This window comes from Streptomyces nidicola (assembly GCF_050106155.1).
GTDB lineage: Bacteria > Actinomycetota > Actinomycetes > Streptomycetales > Streptomycetaceae > Streptomyces.
Window position 1 is genome coordinate 4464111 of the sequence record NZ_JBNBPI010000001.1, and the last position, 15738, is coordinate 4479848.

Here is a 15738-nt window from a genome sequence, read left to right on the forward strand (position 1 = left end):
CACTTCGGTGCGGGGCCCTCGCGCGTTCGCTCGCGATTGTCGACAAATACCCCGGCAACTCGGGCATTTGGCCCAGCAACGTCAACACGTATGCAACAAAACCTCTTTGCTCGTCCCTCATCAGAGTGACCAAATGTCGCCAAATCATCACCGAGCGCTACGCTCACTCGCGTGACGCACTCTGCCAACTACACCCAGAAGTCGCGCCGAGCCCGGGGCCGGGGCCCCGCCCGCCGCGCCGCCCGTACGCTCGCCTTCGTCCTGCCGGTGATGCTGGTGCTCTCCGGGACGCTCGCGGTAACCCGAGTCAACTGGTCCGGGAATTCCTCGGAATCGGTTCTCACGGCCTCCTCACAGGACGTCTCCAAGCGCGCCAAGTCGCGCGCTCCCCAGGACGTGCTGCGCGACCGCCTCCTCCTCGAACTCCAGGAGGACAACCCCGGCGTTGCACTCACTCACCTCCAGCAGGAGATCGACCGCCGCCCGTCGCTCGCCCGGCACTGCATGGCGATCGCCAAGGCCCTCGGCCGTGCCGCCGTGGAGACCTATGGCCCTGCGCGCGCGCAGTCGTTCGCCCGCCCCGTCTGTGACACCTCGTTCGCCTCGGGTGTGGCCGGCTTCCGGGCCTGAGCGGCGGACCGGCCCCGAGGGCCGTGAACCGCTCCCGAGCCGCGCTCGACCGTCGAGTCGCCGGCGCCCCCGCGGGTCGTGCGCACGTACAGTTCCGGTCATGACGACCGCTGAACCGTCCGCGCACGGCCCGCTTCTGTACCCCCACCGCCCCACCCAGGCCGTGGTCCTGGCGGGCGGCCAGGGCTCGCGGCTGCGCCCGTACACCGACGACCGGCCCAAGCCGATGGTGGAGATCCCCGGCACGGGCACGCCGATCATCGGCCATCAGCTGACCTGGCTCGCCGAGGAGGGCGTCACCGACGCCGTCGTCTCCTGCGGCCATCTCGCCGAGGTGCTCCAGGAGTGGCTCGACCAGGCTGAGTTGCCGCTGCGGGTCACCACGGTCGTCGAGAAGGAGCCGCTCGGCCGCGGCGGCGGCCTGAAGTTCGCCGCCGCGCATCTGCCGCACGCCGACCGCCCCTGGTACGCCACGAACGGCGACATCTGGACGCGGTTCTCGTTGCAGGAGATGGCCGACTTCCACCATGAGCGGGAGGCGACCGCGACCCTCGCGCTGGCCCGCCCGCGGATCCCGTGGGGCGCCGTGGAGACGGACGCGTTCGGCCACATCACCGACTTCATCGAGGCGCCGCCGTCCCCGTATCTGATCAACGCGGGCGTGTACGTCTTCTCCGCCGAGTTCGCGTCCCTGCTGCCGGACCTCGGGGACCACGAGCGCGCCACGTTCCCGCGCCTGGCCCGCGCCAAGCGGCTGGCCGGCTTCCAGCTCCCGCAGGGCGCGTACTGGCGGGCGATCGACACGGCGAAGGACCTCACGGAGGCCGCGAAGGAGCTGGCCGCACAGGGGCGTTGAGCCTTCCATCTCTTTCCCTGCCCGTACGTCGATGGGGCCCCGCACATGAATCGTGCGGGGCCCCATCGACGTACGGGGAGGAAGAGCGCGTTACTCGCCGAGCAGTCCGCCCACCAGGCCCGACTTCTTGCCGTCCTGGCCGCCGGACGACGTGCCGCCGTCCGATGACGTGCCGCCCGAGGTCGGCGCGCCGCCGGTGCTCGACGGCGGCTGCTGCTGCGGCGCCGACTGCTGCGGCGGGGCCTGGCCCGCGGTGGTGCCCTGGGTCGGCGTCGTCGTGGTGCCGCTCGTGGCGCCCGTGTCCGTGCCCGCGGTCGTGCCGGCGGAGCTGGGGGATCCGGACGGGCTCGCCGTGGTGCCCTGCGTCGGCGCGTTGGAGGACGTCGAGGCCGAAGGGCTCCGGGTGTGCTGGCGCTGCGAGGCGCTGGTGCCGGGCTCGGAGGGGAGCGGGGAGCCGGGCACCTCGTTGCGGGGCGCGTCGCCGGGGCCCGGGGCGGTGACCCGGTCGGCGTCGCGGACGGCGCCGCCGAGCACCGAGCCGATGAGCAGCGTGCCGCCGATGACGAGGGTCGCGACGACGGTGCCGCGGCGCAGGACGTAGCCGCGCAGGTCCCACAGTGCGGCGCGCGGTCCGAGCCGCCGCCAGGCGCCGCCCGCGAGTCGTCCGTCGATGGAGTAGACGGGGGCGCCGGCGATGATCAGCGGGGACCAGGCGGCGAGGTAGATGATGTCGGGCGCGTCGTAGGCGGGGAGGGTCTTCCAGCTGACGGTGACGAGCAGCGCCGCGGAGAGCAGCGCGCCGACACCGGCGGCGAGCCGCTGCCACAGGCCGAGGACCGTGAGCACGCCGACGATGACCTGGAGGAAGGCGATCACGAGGCCCGCGCCGACGGGGTGCTGGAGCGCCCAGTCGCGGAGCGGTTCGGCGAGGGCCCAGGGGTGCAGCGAGTTCAGCCACTTGACCATCGAGCCGCGCTCTCCGCCGTCGAAGTAGACGGGGTCGCAGAGCTTGCCCATGCCGGCGTAGATGGAGATGAAGCCGAGGAAGACGCGCAGCGGGAGCAGCACGACGCCGAGGTTCATCCGGCGGCCGGGATAGTAGGCGTGCCGGACGGGTCCGTAGCGGCGGGCGGCCGTGCTCTCGCCTTCGGAGCCGCCGTCCCTGCCGCCGTCCGGCGAACCGATCCGCGCCTCGAACTCATCGTCCTCGTACGGGACTTGCTCGAGCTCGCCGGTCTCCTCGAAGGCGCTGCCGGACTGGCGCATGCGCGGCAGGATCCGCGTGGGCGTGTCCGCGCCGCCCTGCCAGGGGCCGACGGTGGGCGTCTCCTGGGTGGCCTCGTCGGTGGGCGAGTCGCGGTAGAGGCCCAGGTCGTCGGCGAAGTCGCGCTCGTCGACCCGCGGGATGACCTGCGTGGCGATGCCTTCGTCCGGTTCGCCGGAGCGGCGTGCGCCCTGCAGGAGTCCGCTGGTGTCGAGGCCTCCGCCGGCTCTGACGACGGGGCGGCGGCGCCGGGCGCCGGGCGTGCCTGCGGCGGTGATGACGGGGATGCGGGTGGTCGCCGCGTCGGCTCCGGCCACGCCCGTGGCGCTCAAGTGCCGTGAGATGCGCGGGAGTTGCGACTGCTGCGCCGTGGGGAGCCGCACGCGGAAACTCGCGTGGTTGACGATGACCTGCGCCGGATCGCACGGAACCTTCACCATGCTCAGCGCGGGACCTTCGTCGAATCCCGACGTGCGGTCACCCGAGGGTGTGCGGGGCGTTCTGGTGTCCACACTCATCTAACCGAGTGATGTGTGTTTAGGACACTGCCTCCGACCCACCGAAATGTCCGGGCCCCGTCAAGGAAATCGGGGCCCGGACGGCGGGGTGCGGATCAGGCGCGGCGGCGGGCCGCCTCGTACAGGACGACGCCCGCGGCGACGCCGGCGTTCAGCGACTCGGCGCCGCCCGGCATCGGGATGCGGACGAGGTAGTCGCAGGTCTCGCCGACGAGGCGGGACAGGCCCTTGCCCTCGCTGCCGACGACGATGACGACGGGGCCGCCGAGGGCCTCCAGGTCACCGACGGTGTGCTCACCGTCGGCGGCGAGGCCGACCACGGCGATGCCCGCCTTCTTGTACTGCTCCAGGGTGCGGGTCAGGTTCGTGGCGCGGGCGACCGGCGTACGCGCCGCGGTACCGGCGGACGTCTTCCACGCGCCCGCCGTCATCCCGGCCGCGCGCCGCTCGGGCACGACGACGCCGTGGCCGCCGAAGGCGGAGACGGAGCGGACGACGGCGCCGAGGTTGCGCGGGTCGGTGACGCCGTCGAGCGCGACGATCAGCGGGTCCTGGCCCTCGTCGTACGCGGCGGCGGCGAGGTCCTCGGGGAACGCGTACTCGTACGGCGGGACCTGGAGGACGAGGCCCTGGTGGTTGAGCCCGTTGGTCATGCGGTCGAGCTCGGGGCGCGGGGCCTCCATGAGGTGGATCCCGCCGCGCTCACCGGCGACCTGAAGGGCCTCGCGCACCCGCTCGTCGTTGTCGATGAACTGCTGCACGTACAGCGTCGTGGCGGGCACGCCGCCGCGCAGCGCCTCGACGACCGGGTTACGGCCGACGACCATCTCGGAGGTGGACTTGCCGCGCGGACCGCCGGTGCGGCTGGCCGGGCGGCCCTGGGCACGCTTGGCCTTGGCGTTGGCAGCACGCTGCTTGGCGTGTCCCTTGCGCATCTCTGCGGGCGGCGTGGGGCCCTTGCCCTCGAGGCCGCGGCGCCGATTGCCACCGCTGCCTACCTGCGCGCCCTTCTTGCCGGACATGCGGCGGTTGCTGTTGGCGGCCATGACCTACCTGTCTCTTACGTCTACGTCTACGGATGTGTGCGTACGTCTATGAAGTGTGCCGCCCGAAGCGCCGGGCGGCACATTTGGCTGCTCGGCCGCCGTCAGCCGAGCGTCCAGCGCGGCCCCGAGGGGCTGTCCTCGATGGTCAGGCCGGACTGCTTGAGCCGGTCGCGGATGGCGTCGGCGGTGGCCCAGTCCTTGCGGGCGCGGGCCGCCTCGCGCTGCTCCAGCAGGAGCCGTACGAGGTGGTCGACGACGCCGTGCAGATCTTCGCCGGAACCGCTGTCCGCCCCGGCCCACTGCTCATCGACCGGGTCGAGGCCGAGGACGCCGAGCATGGCGCGCACCTCGGCGAGGCGGGCGACGGCGGCTTCCTTGTCGTCGGCGGCGAGGGCGGAGTTCCCCTGCCGTACCGCGGTGTGCACGATGGCGAGCGCCTGCGGGACGCCGAGGTCGTCGTCCATGGCCTCGGCGAAGGCGGGCGGCACCTCGTCCGACGGCGCGACCGTGCCGCCGGCCAGCTCGGTCACCCGCTGCACGAAGCCCTCGATCCGGGCGAACGCCGACTCGGCCTCGCGCAGCGCGTCCTCGCTGTACTCGATGGTGGAGCGGTAGTGCGGGGTGCCGAGGTAGTAGCGGAGCACGATGGGCCGCCACTGCTTGACCATCTCGGACACGAGGACCGAGTTCCCCAGCGACTTCGACATCTTCTCGCCGGACATCGTGACCCACGAGTTGTGCACCCAGTACGTCGCGAAGTCGTCGCCGAAGGCCTTGGCCTGCGCGATCTCGTTCTCGTGGTGCGGGAAGATCAGGTCGATCCCGCCACCGTGGATGTCGAAGGCCGAGCCCAGGTACTTGTGGGCCATGGCCGAGCACTCCAGGTGCCAGCCGGGACGGCCCCGGCCCCACGGCGTCTCCCAGCTGGGCTCGCCGGGCTTGGCGGACTTCCACATCGCGAAGTCGCGGGGGTCCCGCTTGCCGGTCTCGCCCTCGCCGGACGGCTGGAGCAGATTGTCCAGCTCCTGGTTGGACAGCTCCAGGTAGCCGGGGAACGACCGCACGTCGAAGTACACGTTCCCGTCGGCCTCGTACGCGTGCCCGCGCTCGATGAGCCCGCGCATCATCTCGACCATCTCGGTCACGTGCCCGGTGGCACGCGGCTCGTAGGTCGGGGGCAGGCAACCGAGCGCGGTGTACGCGTCGTTGAACGCCCGCTCGTTCTCGTACCCGATCGACCACCAGGGCCGGTCCTGCTCCCCGGCCTTCTTGATGATCTTGTCGTCGATGTCCGTCACATTGCGCACGAACGTGACGTCGTAGCCGCGGTACGTGAGCCAGCGGCGCATGATGTCGAAGTTGAGGTTGGACCGGACGTGCCCGATGTGCGGGGCCGCCTGCACCGTGGCGCCACACAGGTAGATCGAGACACAGCCCGGAATGAGCGGGGTGAAGTCACGGATCTGCCGGGCGCTGGTGTCGTACAGGCGAATAGTCACCCCTCCAGGGTAGTAGGCCCGGAGGCATGCAATGGCCTCCGGCCGTCTACCGGGTCGTCGGCCGGGGCCCGCGCCCCTGCGGGCCCCCACGGGGGTGCGGTCACGGGGCACTGCCCCGGACCCCGCTGCTCAATCGCCGCAGGGGCTTGAATGGGTCAGACCCGCCCGACAACCTTCCGCGCCCGCACACGGACGACCACTCGTTCGGCGTCCTGGTCGGACGCCGGGTTGCTGCTCTCGTCAGCGGGCTCCGCCCGCGGGCGGCGTACTTCTTGCCCGTGTACTTCGGCGACAGTTCGTCGATGAGTTCCTGGCCGCCTTCCGTGGTGATCTCCACGGTGCCGCGGATCTCGGCGTAGGCGTACGGGTTGTCGGCCGGCTGCACCATCACCGTCACACGCGGCTCCGCCCGCAGGTTCTTCGTCTTACGGCGGCCGACGGTCGTGGAGAACAGCACGTCGTCACCGTCACGCTTCGCCCACACCGGGAGACCTGGGGGCTCCCGTCGGGCTGAATCGTGGCGACAGCGATGCTGCATCCTTCAGCGGGCTCCGCCCGCGGGCCTTGCTGTCGAGCAGCGATCAGACCCGGCCGACGACCTTGCGGGGCTTCACCCGGACGACCACCCGCTCCGCGTCCTGGGACGACGACGGGTTGAACTCGGCGTACTTCTTGCCCGTGTACTTCAGGGACAGCTCGTCGATGAGTTCCTGGCCGCCCTCCGTGGTGATCTCCACGGTGCCGCGGATCTCGGCGTAGGCGTACGGGTTGTCGGCCGGCTGCACCATCACCGTCACACGCGGGTCCGCCCGCAGGTTCTTCGTCTTGCGGCGGTCGACGGTCGTGGAGAACAGCACGTCGTCGCCGTCACGCTTCGCCCATACCGGGGAGACCTGGGGGCTCCCGTCGGGCTGGATCGTGGCGACAGCGATGAACACCTTGCTGTCGAGCAGTGCCTTGAGCTCGTCGGACAGCTGGGCTGACATGGCCTCACTCCTTCTCGGGGGACGGTTGGCGCGTACCCGATCCTCCGTGAACGCACCCGGGCGGGCCGGTATTTCGGCGCTCTTTTCGCACAGGTGTCACGAAGCGGGCGAGCCCCGCCGCCGCCAGCGGCACCACGGCGAGCGCCGACCACAGGGCGGGCGCGGGCAGGGTGAGCAGCGCGCCCGTCCCTGCGCTCCCGGCCAGCACGGCGAGCCCCGACACGGAGGACAGCGCCCCCGTCGCGAGGCCCAGGTGCCGCTCGTCCACCAGATCGGGGACGAGGCCGCGCGCCGCCGGAACGAGCAGCATCTGACCGAGCGTGAGCAGCACGACCAGCGCACATGCGGGCAGCAGCGCGTACGGGGTGCGGCCGGGGAGGTACGGGGCCGTGGCCGCGACCGTCGCGAACCCCGCCGCCACCAGCAGCAGGCCCCCGGTCAGCGCGGTCCGCGGCGCGATCCGGGCCGCGGACCAGCGGGTGACGGGCAGCTGGGCGCCGACGACGAGCAGCGAGGACAGCGCGAAGAGGAGGCCCACCGCGTCCTGCGAACCGGTGGCGCGGGTGAGCTCGACGGGAAGCGCGAGATAGAGCTGGTTGTAGGCGATGAGGTAGCCGCTGTACGCGAGGCAGAGCGCGAGGAAGCGGGGGTTCGCGAAGACGGTCCGGGCGCCGCGCGTGCGCCGGGTCCGCACGGGCTCCCGGCGCGGCATCAGGCGCGCGTGCCCGGCGAACACCCCCACGAAGACGAGCGCGCCCGCCAGGCACGCCGCCCGGAACCCTGCGTACAGCAGCGCGGTGCCGAGCAGCGGCCCGAGGAACGCGCCGGCCTGCCCTGCCGCCGAGAAGACGCCGAGCACCTGGGCGCGCGGCACACCGGTGGCGCGCTCGTGGCGGACGGCCTCGCGGGCCGCCTCCGACTCGACGGCGGGCGAGAACAGCGCGGCGGCGAACCCGACGAGCACGACCGCGGCGACGACGGTGACCGTGCTGCCCGCGAAGGCGAGCCACACGAACCCGGCGATCCGCAGCAGACACCCGGCCAGCACGACCGGCCGCGGCCCGAACCGGTCGGTGAGCGCGCCCCCGACCACGAAGAGCCCCTGCTGACTGAACGTCCGCAGCCCGAGCACGAGCCCCACGGCCCACCCCGCGAGCCCGATGGTGTCGGCGAGGTGGGTGGCGAGGTACGGCAGCACCGCATAGAAGCCGATGTTGAAGGCAAGCTGAGTCCCGGCGAGCATCCGCAGATACGACGGAAGCCCCCGCAACACCTGCCGCCCGCTGGATCCGCCGCGGTCCGGCGACTGCGAGTCCCGCCCCGGCGACTCCGAGCCCCGGCGCCGGGTCGGCAAAATCAAGCCACTGCGGCGGGTGGGCATTTTCAAGCCCCTGCGGCGGGTGGGCATTTTCAAGCCCCTGCGGCGATTGAGCAGCGGGGCCCGGGGCGGAGCCCCGCGACCGATCACCGTCGCCGCCCGCGCGCGGAACCGGACGCCAACACCACCATCGCCCCCACACCCGCCAGCCCCACCGCAGGTGCAAGCACGGACCACGGCGCCCGCTCCGCATACGGCAGGTTCTCCATCAGCAACCGCCCCCACTCCGGCGTCGGCGGCTGCGTACCGAGGCCGAGAAAGCCCAGGGACGCCAGCGCCAAGGTCGTAGGAGCGAGTCGCAGCACCGCATGACGCCCCACCGTCGGCAGCACCGCGCTCAGCACATGCCGCCGCAACACCTGCCACCGCCCCGCGCCGGAGGCGACCGCCGCCTCGACGTACCCGGCCCCCCGCTCCGCCTCGGCGACGGCCGCCGTGTGCGCGGCGAGCGGCGCCCAGCCGACCGCGGCGACGGCGACCGCCGCCCCCGCGACGCCCGCCCCGAAGAGTCCGGTGACCAGGAGACCCGCCAGGATCGCGGGCAGCGCGTTGGCGACCTCGGTGAGCCCCGCGGTCCACCGCATCAGCCCCAGGCCGACGCCCACCACGAAGCACACGGCGCAGACGGCCGCCGCCACGGCGAGCGTGCGCAGTGCCCCGTGGCCGAGCCGGGCGAGGACGTCGCGGCCGAGCGCGTCGGTACCGAAGGGGTGGGCGCCGGAGGGACCCGCCAGCCTGGCGGCCAGGTCGACCTGGAGCGGATCGCGGGTCAGCCCCCACACGATGACGGCGAGCAGCCCCGCGGCCAGCGCCCCCGCGGCGTACAGCCGCCCGCACCCGCCCCCGGCCACCCGCGCGAGCCCCGGCAGCGCGCCCGCTTCGAGCGCGGGGCCGAGCAGCCGACGGCGTACGAGCGCGACGAGCACGGCCGACACCACACCCAGCGCGAGCAGCACCAGCAGGCACCCCTGGAGCAGCGGCAGGTCGAGGTCGAGCGCGGCCGCGACGGCCGTACCGCCGAGCCCGGGAATCGCGAACACCGCCTCCACCGCCGCCGCGGCCCCGGTGAGCCCGACCACCGTGAGCCCCGCCTGCGGCAGCACCGCGGGCAGCGCGCGCCGCACCGCGTGCCGGGCGATCCGCGCGCGCGGCATGCCGTTCGCCCGCGCCGTACGCACCCACGGTTCGGCGAACGCGGCCGGCAGCGCGTCCTGGCCGAGCCGCCCGAGCACGGCCCCCGCCGGGATGCCGAGGGCGAGCGCGGGCAGCACGGCGGAGGCGGGCGAGGCCCAGCCCTGCGCCGGGAACCAGCGCAGGTGCACGGCGAACAGCGTGGCGAGGACGGAGGCGAGGAGGAACTCGGGGAGCGCGGCGAGAATCCCCGCGCCCACCCCGTGCGCCGGTTCGGGCCGCGCGCGCCGGAGCGTCGGTACGCAGAGCGCCACGGCCAGCACGACCGCGACCACCATCGCGTACGCCATGAGGGACACGGACACCCAGAACGCGGAGCCCACGTCGGAGGCGACGTCGGCGCCGGTCACCCACGACGTGCCGAGATCCCCGTGCGCCAGCCCCCGCACCCACCGCCCGAGGAACGCGAACGGCCCTTCGTCCAGGCCGAGTTGGTCCCGCACCTCGGCGAGCTGCTTCGGTGTCGTGGGCGCGTCGCCGTAGCGCGCGTGCAGCACGGTGAGCGCGGGGTCGGTGCGGGTCAGCCAGGGCAGCAGCGCGGTGAGCACGAGCAGCCCGGCGGCGGCGCCCACGCGGCCCACCGTCACGGACAGGCCCTTGCGGAAACGGAACATCAGGCGCGCGTCTCCAAGCCGACGAACTGTCGCTCATAGGGGTCGAGGACGACCCCGCGCACCCCGGCCCCGACGCCCTGCAGATGCTGTTCGTGGACGATCGGCACGGCCGCGTCGGTGCCGAGGATCGCGGCCTCGGCGCGCAGCATGGCCCGGTGCCGCGCCGCCCCTTCGAGCCCGGCGGCCTCGCGCACGAGGCCGTCCACCCCGCCGTCCGTCAACTGCGAGATGTTGAAGCTCCCGTCGCTGGTGAAGTCGGAGGCGAAGTACGAGACCGGGTCGCCGGTGTCGAGCGCGGTGGACCGGGACATCAGGAACGCGTCGTACTCCCCGTCCAGCGCGCCCGACTCCAGGCGCGCGTAGTCCTTCACGACGAGCCGCACCGCGAAGCCGGCGCGCCGCAGCTGCTGCTGGAGCGCGGCGGCGACCTCGGGCAGCTCGGCCCGGTTGGTGTACGTGGCGAGGGTCAGCGCCTGCCCGCGCGGCTTCGCCGCCTTCGCGCGGCCCGTGACGGGGAGCTGCTTGCCGTCGGCCCAGGCGAAACCGGGGCCCAGCAGGCCCGTGCCCCGCGTGGCGTACCCCTCGTACACGCTGCGCGCGAGGGCGCTCGTATCGATGGACTCCCGCACGGCGGCCCGCAGCCCGGCGTCCGCGAGCGGCCCGGTCCGCGTGTTCAGGTACAGGGTCGTGGTGCGCACGGTGGCGACCTCGCGCGCCCGGTCGCCGAGGACGAGCGCCTGGGCGGCGGGCACGAACTCGGCGATCTCGATCTGGCCCGAACGCAGCGCGTTGGCACGGGCGTTGTTGTCGGCGACGAACGTCACGTCGAGCCCGCGCGCGGCCGCCTTCCCGCGCCAGTGCCCGTCGAACCGGTCGAGCGTCGCGGACACGGCCCCGTTCACCTTCGTCAGCGCGAACGGCCCGGTGGCCGTCCCGACGGGATCAACACCGCCGTCCTTCCCGGCCTTCTTGTACGCGGCCGGGGAGAAGATCGCGAGCGACGGGTTCGCGAGCCGCGCGGGCAGCAGCGGGTCGGCGGTCCCCGTGGTGATCCGTACGGTCCGCTGCCCCACGGCGCGGGCGGTGAGCCGCATGTCGCTGAGTACTCGCGGCTGCGTCTTCGCCCGCCCGGCCCGCGTCAGTGCCCCCTCGACGGCATCGGCGGTGACCCGCCCGCCGTCCTGGAACCGGGCGTCGCGCAGCGTGAACTCCCAGGTGGTGGCGGACGTACGGGTCCACTTCTCGGCGAGCGCGGGATGGACGACGCCCTCCGTGTCCATCCGGGTGAGCCCGTCGACGACGGCGAGCCGGCTGAGCAGCAGCCCGTCGTCGCTGTACGGGGAGAGGCCCTGGGTGGGCGCGAAGGCGAGGTCGACCGCTATCCGGCCACGCCGCGCGGTACCGGTGAACGAGCCGCAGGCGGACGTCAGCCCGATCCCGGCCGCCGCCAGCAGAAAGCCGCGGCGCCGCATCAGCCGACGGGCGCGTACGCGGGAACCGGCGCGGGCAGCGGCAGCTCGAAGTGCACGATGCCCTGGCCACCCCCCGGCAACTCCCGCTCGTCGCACACCTCTTGGGCGAGGGACCGCCAGAAGGGCTCGGCGCCCGGCACGGCGGGATCGGTGTGCAGGTACAGCGCCTCGTACCCGCCGACCCCGGCCACGAAGTCGGTCAGCTCCCGCACGAGAGCCCTCGCGAGCCCGTGCCTCCGGTGCTCGGGCCGTACGTAGATCCGGCACAGCTGGGCGGTGGACCCGGAGGGGAAGCGGTCGGCGACCCACTGCGGGTTCGGCGGGGCGGCGGGCCCGCGGTCACGGACGGCGCCGGTCGCGACGATCTGACCGCTCTCCCGGTGCTCGGCGACGAGCAGGGTGCAGCGCTCGGGGCGCAGATAGTGGGCGGCCGGGTCGATGATGTCGGCGTGCCAGCGGGGCACGTACCCGGAGCGCAGATCGCGGTACACGGTGTCCAGCATGACGGCACGGGCCTCGTCCACGTCGCCGTCCCCGGCCACGCGGATCACGTATTCACCCATCGCCTGCCTTCACCACGAACGGACCACACTGCCCACCCATGCTAACTGCAACCGATTCGCAATAAGCTGCGGGGCACTGTGCCCACTCGAGTGAGGTCCGGGCCACTCAAGCCACTCAAGCCCTGCGGCGATCGAGCAGCGGGGCCCGGGCCAATCAAGCCCCGCTCTCGGACGAGAGCCCGCGGGGTCCGGGGCAGCGCCCCGGCCTTTTCAGCCCCGCCGGCGCTTGAGGCGCGGGGCCCGGGGCAGCGCCCCGATCTTTTCAGCCCCGCCGGCGCTTGAGGCGCGGGGCCCGGGGCAGCGCCCCGGCCTTTTCAGCCCCGCCGGCGCTTGAGGCGCGGGGCCCGGGGCAGCGCCCCGGCGGTGACCGGCGGATTACACCCGCGCCACCAACGCCGTCGCCACCGCCATCAACCCCTCGTCACGCCCGGGAAACCCGAGCCCATCCGTGGTCGCACCCGACACCGTCACCGGCGCCCCCGCGGCCTCCGAGAGCACCTTCTGCGCCTCGTCCCGCCGCTTCCCGATCTTGGGCCGCGGCCCGACGACCTGCACGGCCACGTTCCCGATCACGAACCCGGCCTCGCGCACGATCCGCGCGGCCTCGGCCAGCAACGTAATCCCACTCGCTCCGGACCACTCGGGCCGCCCGGTACCGAAGTGCTGCCCGAGATCACCCAGCCCGGCAGCCGAGAACAACGCGTTGCAGGCCGCATGCGCCACGACATCCGCATCGGAGTGCCCCGCGAGCCCGGGACCGGAGTCCTCCCACTTCAGCCCGGCGCACCACAGCTCGCGGCCCTCTTCGAAGGCGTGGATGTCGGTCCCGATGCCGACCTGCGGAAGCACGAACCCCGGGTTCACAAGCCCCTCAGAACCCATCGTTGGCCCTCCTCCGCGCGAGCACGGCCTCGGCCAGCACCAGATCGAGCGGCCGCGTCACCTTGAACGCCTCCTCGTGCCCGGGCACCAGCACCACCTGGTGGCCGAGGTGCTCGACCATCCCGGCGTCGTCCGTCACATCCTCGGTCACGGTCTCGTGCGCACGCACGAGCGTCTCCCGGTCGAACCCCTGCGGCGTCTGCACGGCCCGCAGCTTGGCCCGCGAGGGCGTCGCGACAACCGGCTCCGGCGAACCGTCGGTGGTCGGCACGACCTCCTTGACCGTGTCCGCGAGCGGCAGCGCGGGGACGACGGCCGGAGCCCCGTCCCGTACGGCCTCGATGACCGCGTCGACCGTGTCGACCGGCACGAGGGGGCGGGCCGCGTCGTGCACGAGCACGATGTCGATGCCGGCCGGCAGGGCCTCGAGCCCGAGCCGCACCGACTCCTGCCGACTCTCCCCACCGGGCACGACGACGAAGTCGGTGCGCTCGGGCAGGGCGTGATCGGCAAGCAGCATCTTCACTTCGGCGGCGCCGTCGGGCGGCGCGACCACCACGACGAGGGACACGGCGCGGGACGCCGCCATCGCTCGGACGGCATGGATCAGCATCGGGGTACCGCTCAGCGCGCGCAGCGCCTTGGGGGCGCCCGGACCGAGGCGCACGCCCCGGCCGGCGGCCGGAATCACGGCCGCGGTGCGCACTGCGCTGCCTGCTGCGTTGTCCAATGGACGCGTTTCGTCAGACATCGGTTCCGTTCAGGTTTGTGCGCTCGGGAGAGGTGGGTATGGCCACAGCGTGCCGGGCGCGACGCCTTGACCGGACCCTTCCGTGACACTGGTCGAGCCAGCTGTCCGGGCCCGGCACACCAGAGGGAATCACGCGAAGCGTGTATGGGTACGAACATGCCGCAGCGCCCGGCGACACCATCAGGGTCATCGGGCACCACGGCATTGTTCTTTACGCGACAGCAGTCGGTACGTGCTTGGCCGTTACGCGCATGACCGTTACGTACATGTCGTCGCAGCAGCGCGTATCAGGACGCGAGAACCTCGTCGAGCAGGGCCTCGGCCTTGTCCTCGTTCGTGTTCTCCGCGAGTGCGAGCTCGCTCACCAGGATCTGGCGAGCCTTGGCGAGCATGCGCTTCTCACCCGCGGACAGTCCGCGCTCACGCTCCCGACGCCACAGGTCACGAACCACTTCCGCGACCTTGATGACATCACCGGAGGCGAGCTTCTCCAGGTTTGCCTTGTAACGGCGCGACCAGTTCGTGGGCTCCTCGGCGTACGACGCGCGCAGCACCTCGAAGACCCGGTCGAGCCCGTCCTGACCGACCACATCACGCACGCCGACGAACTCCGCATTGTCCGCTGGCACACGTACCGTCAAGTCGCCCTGGGCGACCTTCAGCACCAAGTAGGTCTTGTCCACGCCTTTGATCTGGCGAGTTTCGATAGCCTCGATCAGCGCGGCCCCGTGATGGGGATAGACCACGGTGTCGCCAACCTTGAACGTCATGTGACAGGTACCCCTTCCGTGGCTATCCAGTCTAACACGGAAACTGCGGGTTCTGAATGGCGTTTTCGCAGGTCAGGGCATATCTCGGGGCTTGACAACTCCATCGGGAACGTGCTGCGGAGGGGTGACGGAGGGCGGTATTCGCAGGTCGGAGCCGTTCTTCGAGGAAGCCGAAACGGGTACGCTACCGCCGCCGTAGCGGGCCCTCCAGGGGCCGAAAGTCCCGGTTTGCGTGCTTCGAAGCGATGAACTTTCGCTACTCCGTTCAGGGACCCGGAGGTACGTTCGAGATGAATCCAGAATTGATCTTCGCGAATCGTCGCCCCACGTGATCGTTTTTCCGGACCCCCGCGCATTCCTTACCGGATATCCGTCCCGGCACCTGGACAGGCCTTATGTGAATGATGAACAAGAGGCCTCGGCGACCCAATGGTGACCGTGGGGAACGCGGGGTGATCGGGGTGCGGGCGGAGCAGCCGGGAACAGCGTCCGGTCCCGAGGGGCGGGTCGGGTGCGGCGGCTCGGGAACGGCTCGGTAACCTAAGGCCGCTGACAGACCCTTAGGGCGGCTTTACACCCCGCCGCCTTGCCCGCCCACGTTCAAGGAGTTGCCGCCGCCGTGAGCAGCAGCCTTCGACGCGGCTCCCTCGCCGCCGCCGCCATCGCCTTCTCGATCGCCTCGCTCGCCGCGTGCGGCGCCGGCAACAACGCGCAGACACTTGAGGTCAAGCCGGACAACGCCGCGACCTCGGTCGGTGACATCCGGATCCAGAACGCCACCGTCGTCACCCAGCCGGACCTCAAGTCCAAGGGCCCGGCCGTCGTCACCGGCACGCTCTTCAACAACGGGAGCACCGCCCAGACGCTCGACGCGATCACCGTCGACGGCGTCGGCAAGACCGCGAAGCTGTCGGACGCCAAGGGCGGCTCGAAGATCACCGTCCCCGCCGGCGGCTCCGTCGTCCTCGGCGGCAAGGGCAACGCCTCCGCCGAGCTGCCCAACAGCCGCACCGCCGTGCTCGACGGCAACGCGCAGCCGATCACGTTCTCCTTCAGCAAGGCCGGAGACGTGAAGCTGAAGGCGTTCGTGGTGCCGGCCGAGAGCTACTTCAAGAAGTGGGGCCCGAGCGAGGTCCCGGCCGCGCCGGGCGCCTCCGCGAGCCCGTCCACGTCGGCGTCGACCTCGACGTCCGCGACGCCGGACGACAAGGCCTCGGCCTCGGCGGGGGCCTCCACCTCCGCGACGGCCTCCGAGTCGGAGAGCCCCGCGGGCCACTGAGCACGTAGCCGTACATACGGCGGAGGGGCGGAACCCACA

14 protein-coding genes and 1 pseudogene are annotated in these 15738 nt (G+C 72.3%); 3 read left to right on the plus strand and 12 right to left on the minus strand.

What is annotated here, in order from left to right; all coding sequences use genetic code 11:
• Positions 1–171: 171 nt before the first annotated feature.
• Positions 172–630, plus strand: a complete 459-nt coding sequence (locus ACOKM3_RS20320) for a hypothetical protein (RefSeq protein ID WP_426902371.1) — start codon at positions 172–174, stop codon at positions 628–630.
• Positions 631–730: 100 nt separating this feature from the next.
• The gene (locus ACOKM3_RS20325; protein ID WP_426902372.1) at positions 731–1486 is read left to right on the plus strand and encodes a nucleotidyltransferase family protein; all 756 of its coding nucleotides are present in this window, start codon (positions 731–733) and stop codon (positions 1484–1486) included.
• 90 nt (positions 1487–1576) lie between these two features.
• Here ACOKM3_RS20325 and ACOKM3_RS20330 read toward each other — a convergent pair whose 3' ends face one another.
• The 12 genes and pseudogenes from ACOKM3_RS20330 to ACOKM3_RS20385 form a co-directional block, all read right to left on the minus strand.
• Complete coding sequence (locus ACOKM3_RS20330) at positions 1577–3262, minus strand: DoxX family protein (protein WP_426906851.1); 1686 nt, start codon at positions 3260–3262, stop codon at positions 1577–1579.
• 101 nt (positions 3263–3363) lie between these two features.
• Positions 3364–4314 (minus strand): 23S rRNA (guanosine(2251)-2'-O)-methyltransferase RlmB, encoded by a 951-nt coding sequence (gene rlmB, locus ACOKM3_RS20335; protein ID WP_426902374.1) that lies wholly within the window; start codon positions 4312–4314, stop codon positions 3364–3366.
• A gap of 101 nt (positions 4315–4415) precedes the next feature.
• The gene (gene cysS, locus ACOKM3_RS20340) at positions 4416–5813 is read right to left on the minus strand and encodes a cysteine--tRNA ligase (protein ID WP_426902376.1); all 1398 of its coding nucleotides are present in this window, start codon (positions 5811–5813) and stop codon (positions 4416–4418) included.
• A gap of 155 nt (positions 5814–5968) precedes the next feature.
• A pseudogene (locus ACOKM3_RS20345) lies at positions 5969–6398 on the minus strand (PPOX class F420-dependent oxidoreductase).
• Positions 6395–6799 carry a PPOX class F420-dependent oxidoreductase gene (locus ACOKM3_RS20350; protein WP_426902378.1) on the minus strand — a complete coding sequence of 135 codons (405 nt, stop codon included), beginning with the start codon at positions 6797–6799 and terminating at the stop codon, positions 6395–6397. Before ACOKM3_RS20350 ends, ACOKM3_RS20345 begins: the two are co-directional and overlap by 4 nt.
• A 4-nt stretch (positions 6800–6803) precedes the next feature.
• Positions 6804–8042: an MFS transporter gene (locus tag ACOKM3_RS20355; protein ID WP_426902380.1), complete on the minus strand. Its 1239-nt coding sequence runs from the start codon at positions 8040–8042 to the stop codon at positions 6804–6806.
• A gap of 221 nt (positions 8043–8263) precedes the next feature.
• Entirely contained in the window at positions 8264–9982 is a 1719-nt protein-coding gene (locus tag ACOKM3_RS20360; RefSeq protein ID WP_426902382.1) for an ABC transporter permease subunit, read from the minus strand.
• On the minus strand, positions 9982–11454 hold the full coding sequence (locus ACOKM3_RS20365; RefSeq protein WP_426902384.1) for an ABC transporter substrate-binding protein: 1473 nt from the start codon (positions 11452–11454) through the stop codon (positions 9982–9984). The genes ACOKM3_RS20360 and ACOKM3_RS20365 overlap by 1 nt, the downstream gene beginning before the upstream one ends.
• Entirely contained in the window at positions 11454–12017 is a 564-nt protein-coding gene (locus ACOKM3_RS20370; RefSeq protein WP_426902386.1) for a GNAT family N-acetyltransferase, read from the minus strand. The genes ACOKM3_RS20365 and ACOKM3_RS20370 overlap by 1 nt, the downstream gene beginning before the upstream one ends.
• A 375-nt stretch (positions 12018–12392) precedes the next feature.
• Entirely contained in the window at positions 12393–12899 is a 507-nt protein-coding gene (gene ispF / locus ACOKM3_RS20375; protein ID WP_426902388.1) for a 2-C-methyl-D-erythritol 2,4-cyclodiphosphate synthase, read from the minus strand.
• Positions 12889–13650 carry a 2-C-methyl-D-erythritol 4-phosphate cytidylyltransferase gene (ispD, locus tag ACOKM3_RS20380; protein ID WP_426902390.1) on the minus strand — a complete coding sequence of 254 codons (762 nt, stop codon included), beginning with the start codon at positions 13648–13650 and terminating at the stop codon, positions 12889–12891. Before ispD ends, ispF begins: the two co-directional genes overlap by 11 nt.
• Positions 13651–13937: 287 nt before the next feature.
• Positions 13938–14420 carry a CarD family transcriptional regulator gene (locus ACOKM3_RS20385; RefSeq protein ID WP_266712542.1) on the minus strand — a complete coding sequence of 161 codons (483 nt, stop codon included), beginning with the start codon at positions 14418–14420 and terminating at the stop codon, positions 13938–13940.
• Positions 14421–15039: 619 nt separating this feature from the next.
• Between ACOKM3_RS20385 and ACOKM3_RS20390 the strand changes: the two genes are divergently transcribed.
• Positions 15040–15699, plus strand: coding sequence for a copper chaperone PCu(A)C (locus tag ACOKM3_RS20390; protein ID WP_426902392.1), 660 nt, complete (start codon positions 15040–15042; stop codon positions 15697–15699).
• Positions 15700–15738: the final 39 nt, after the last annotated feature.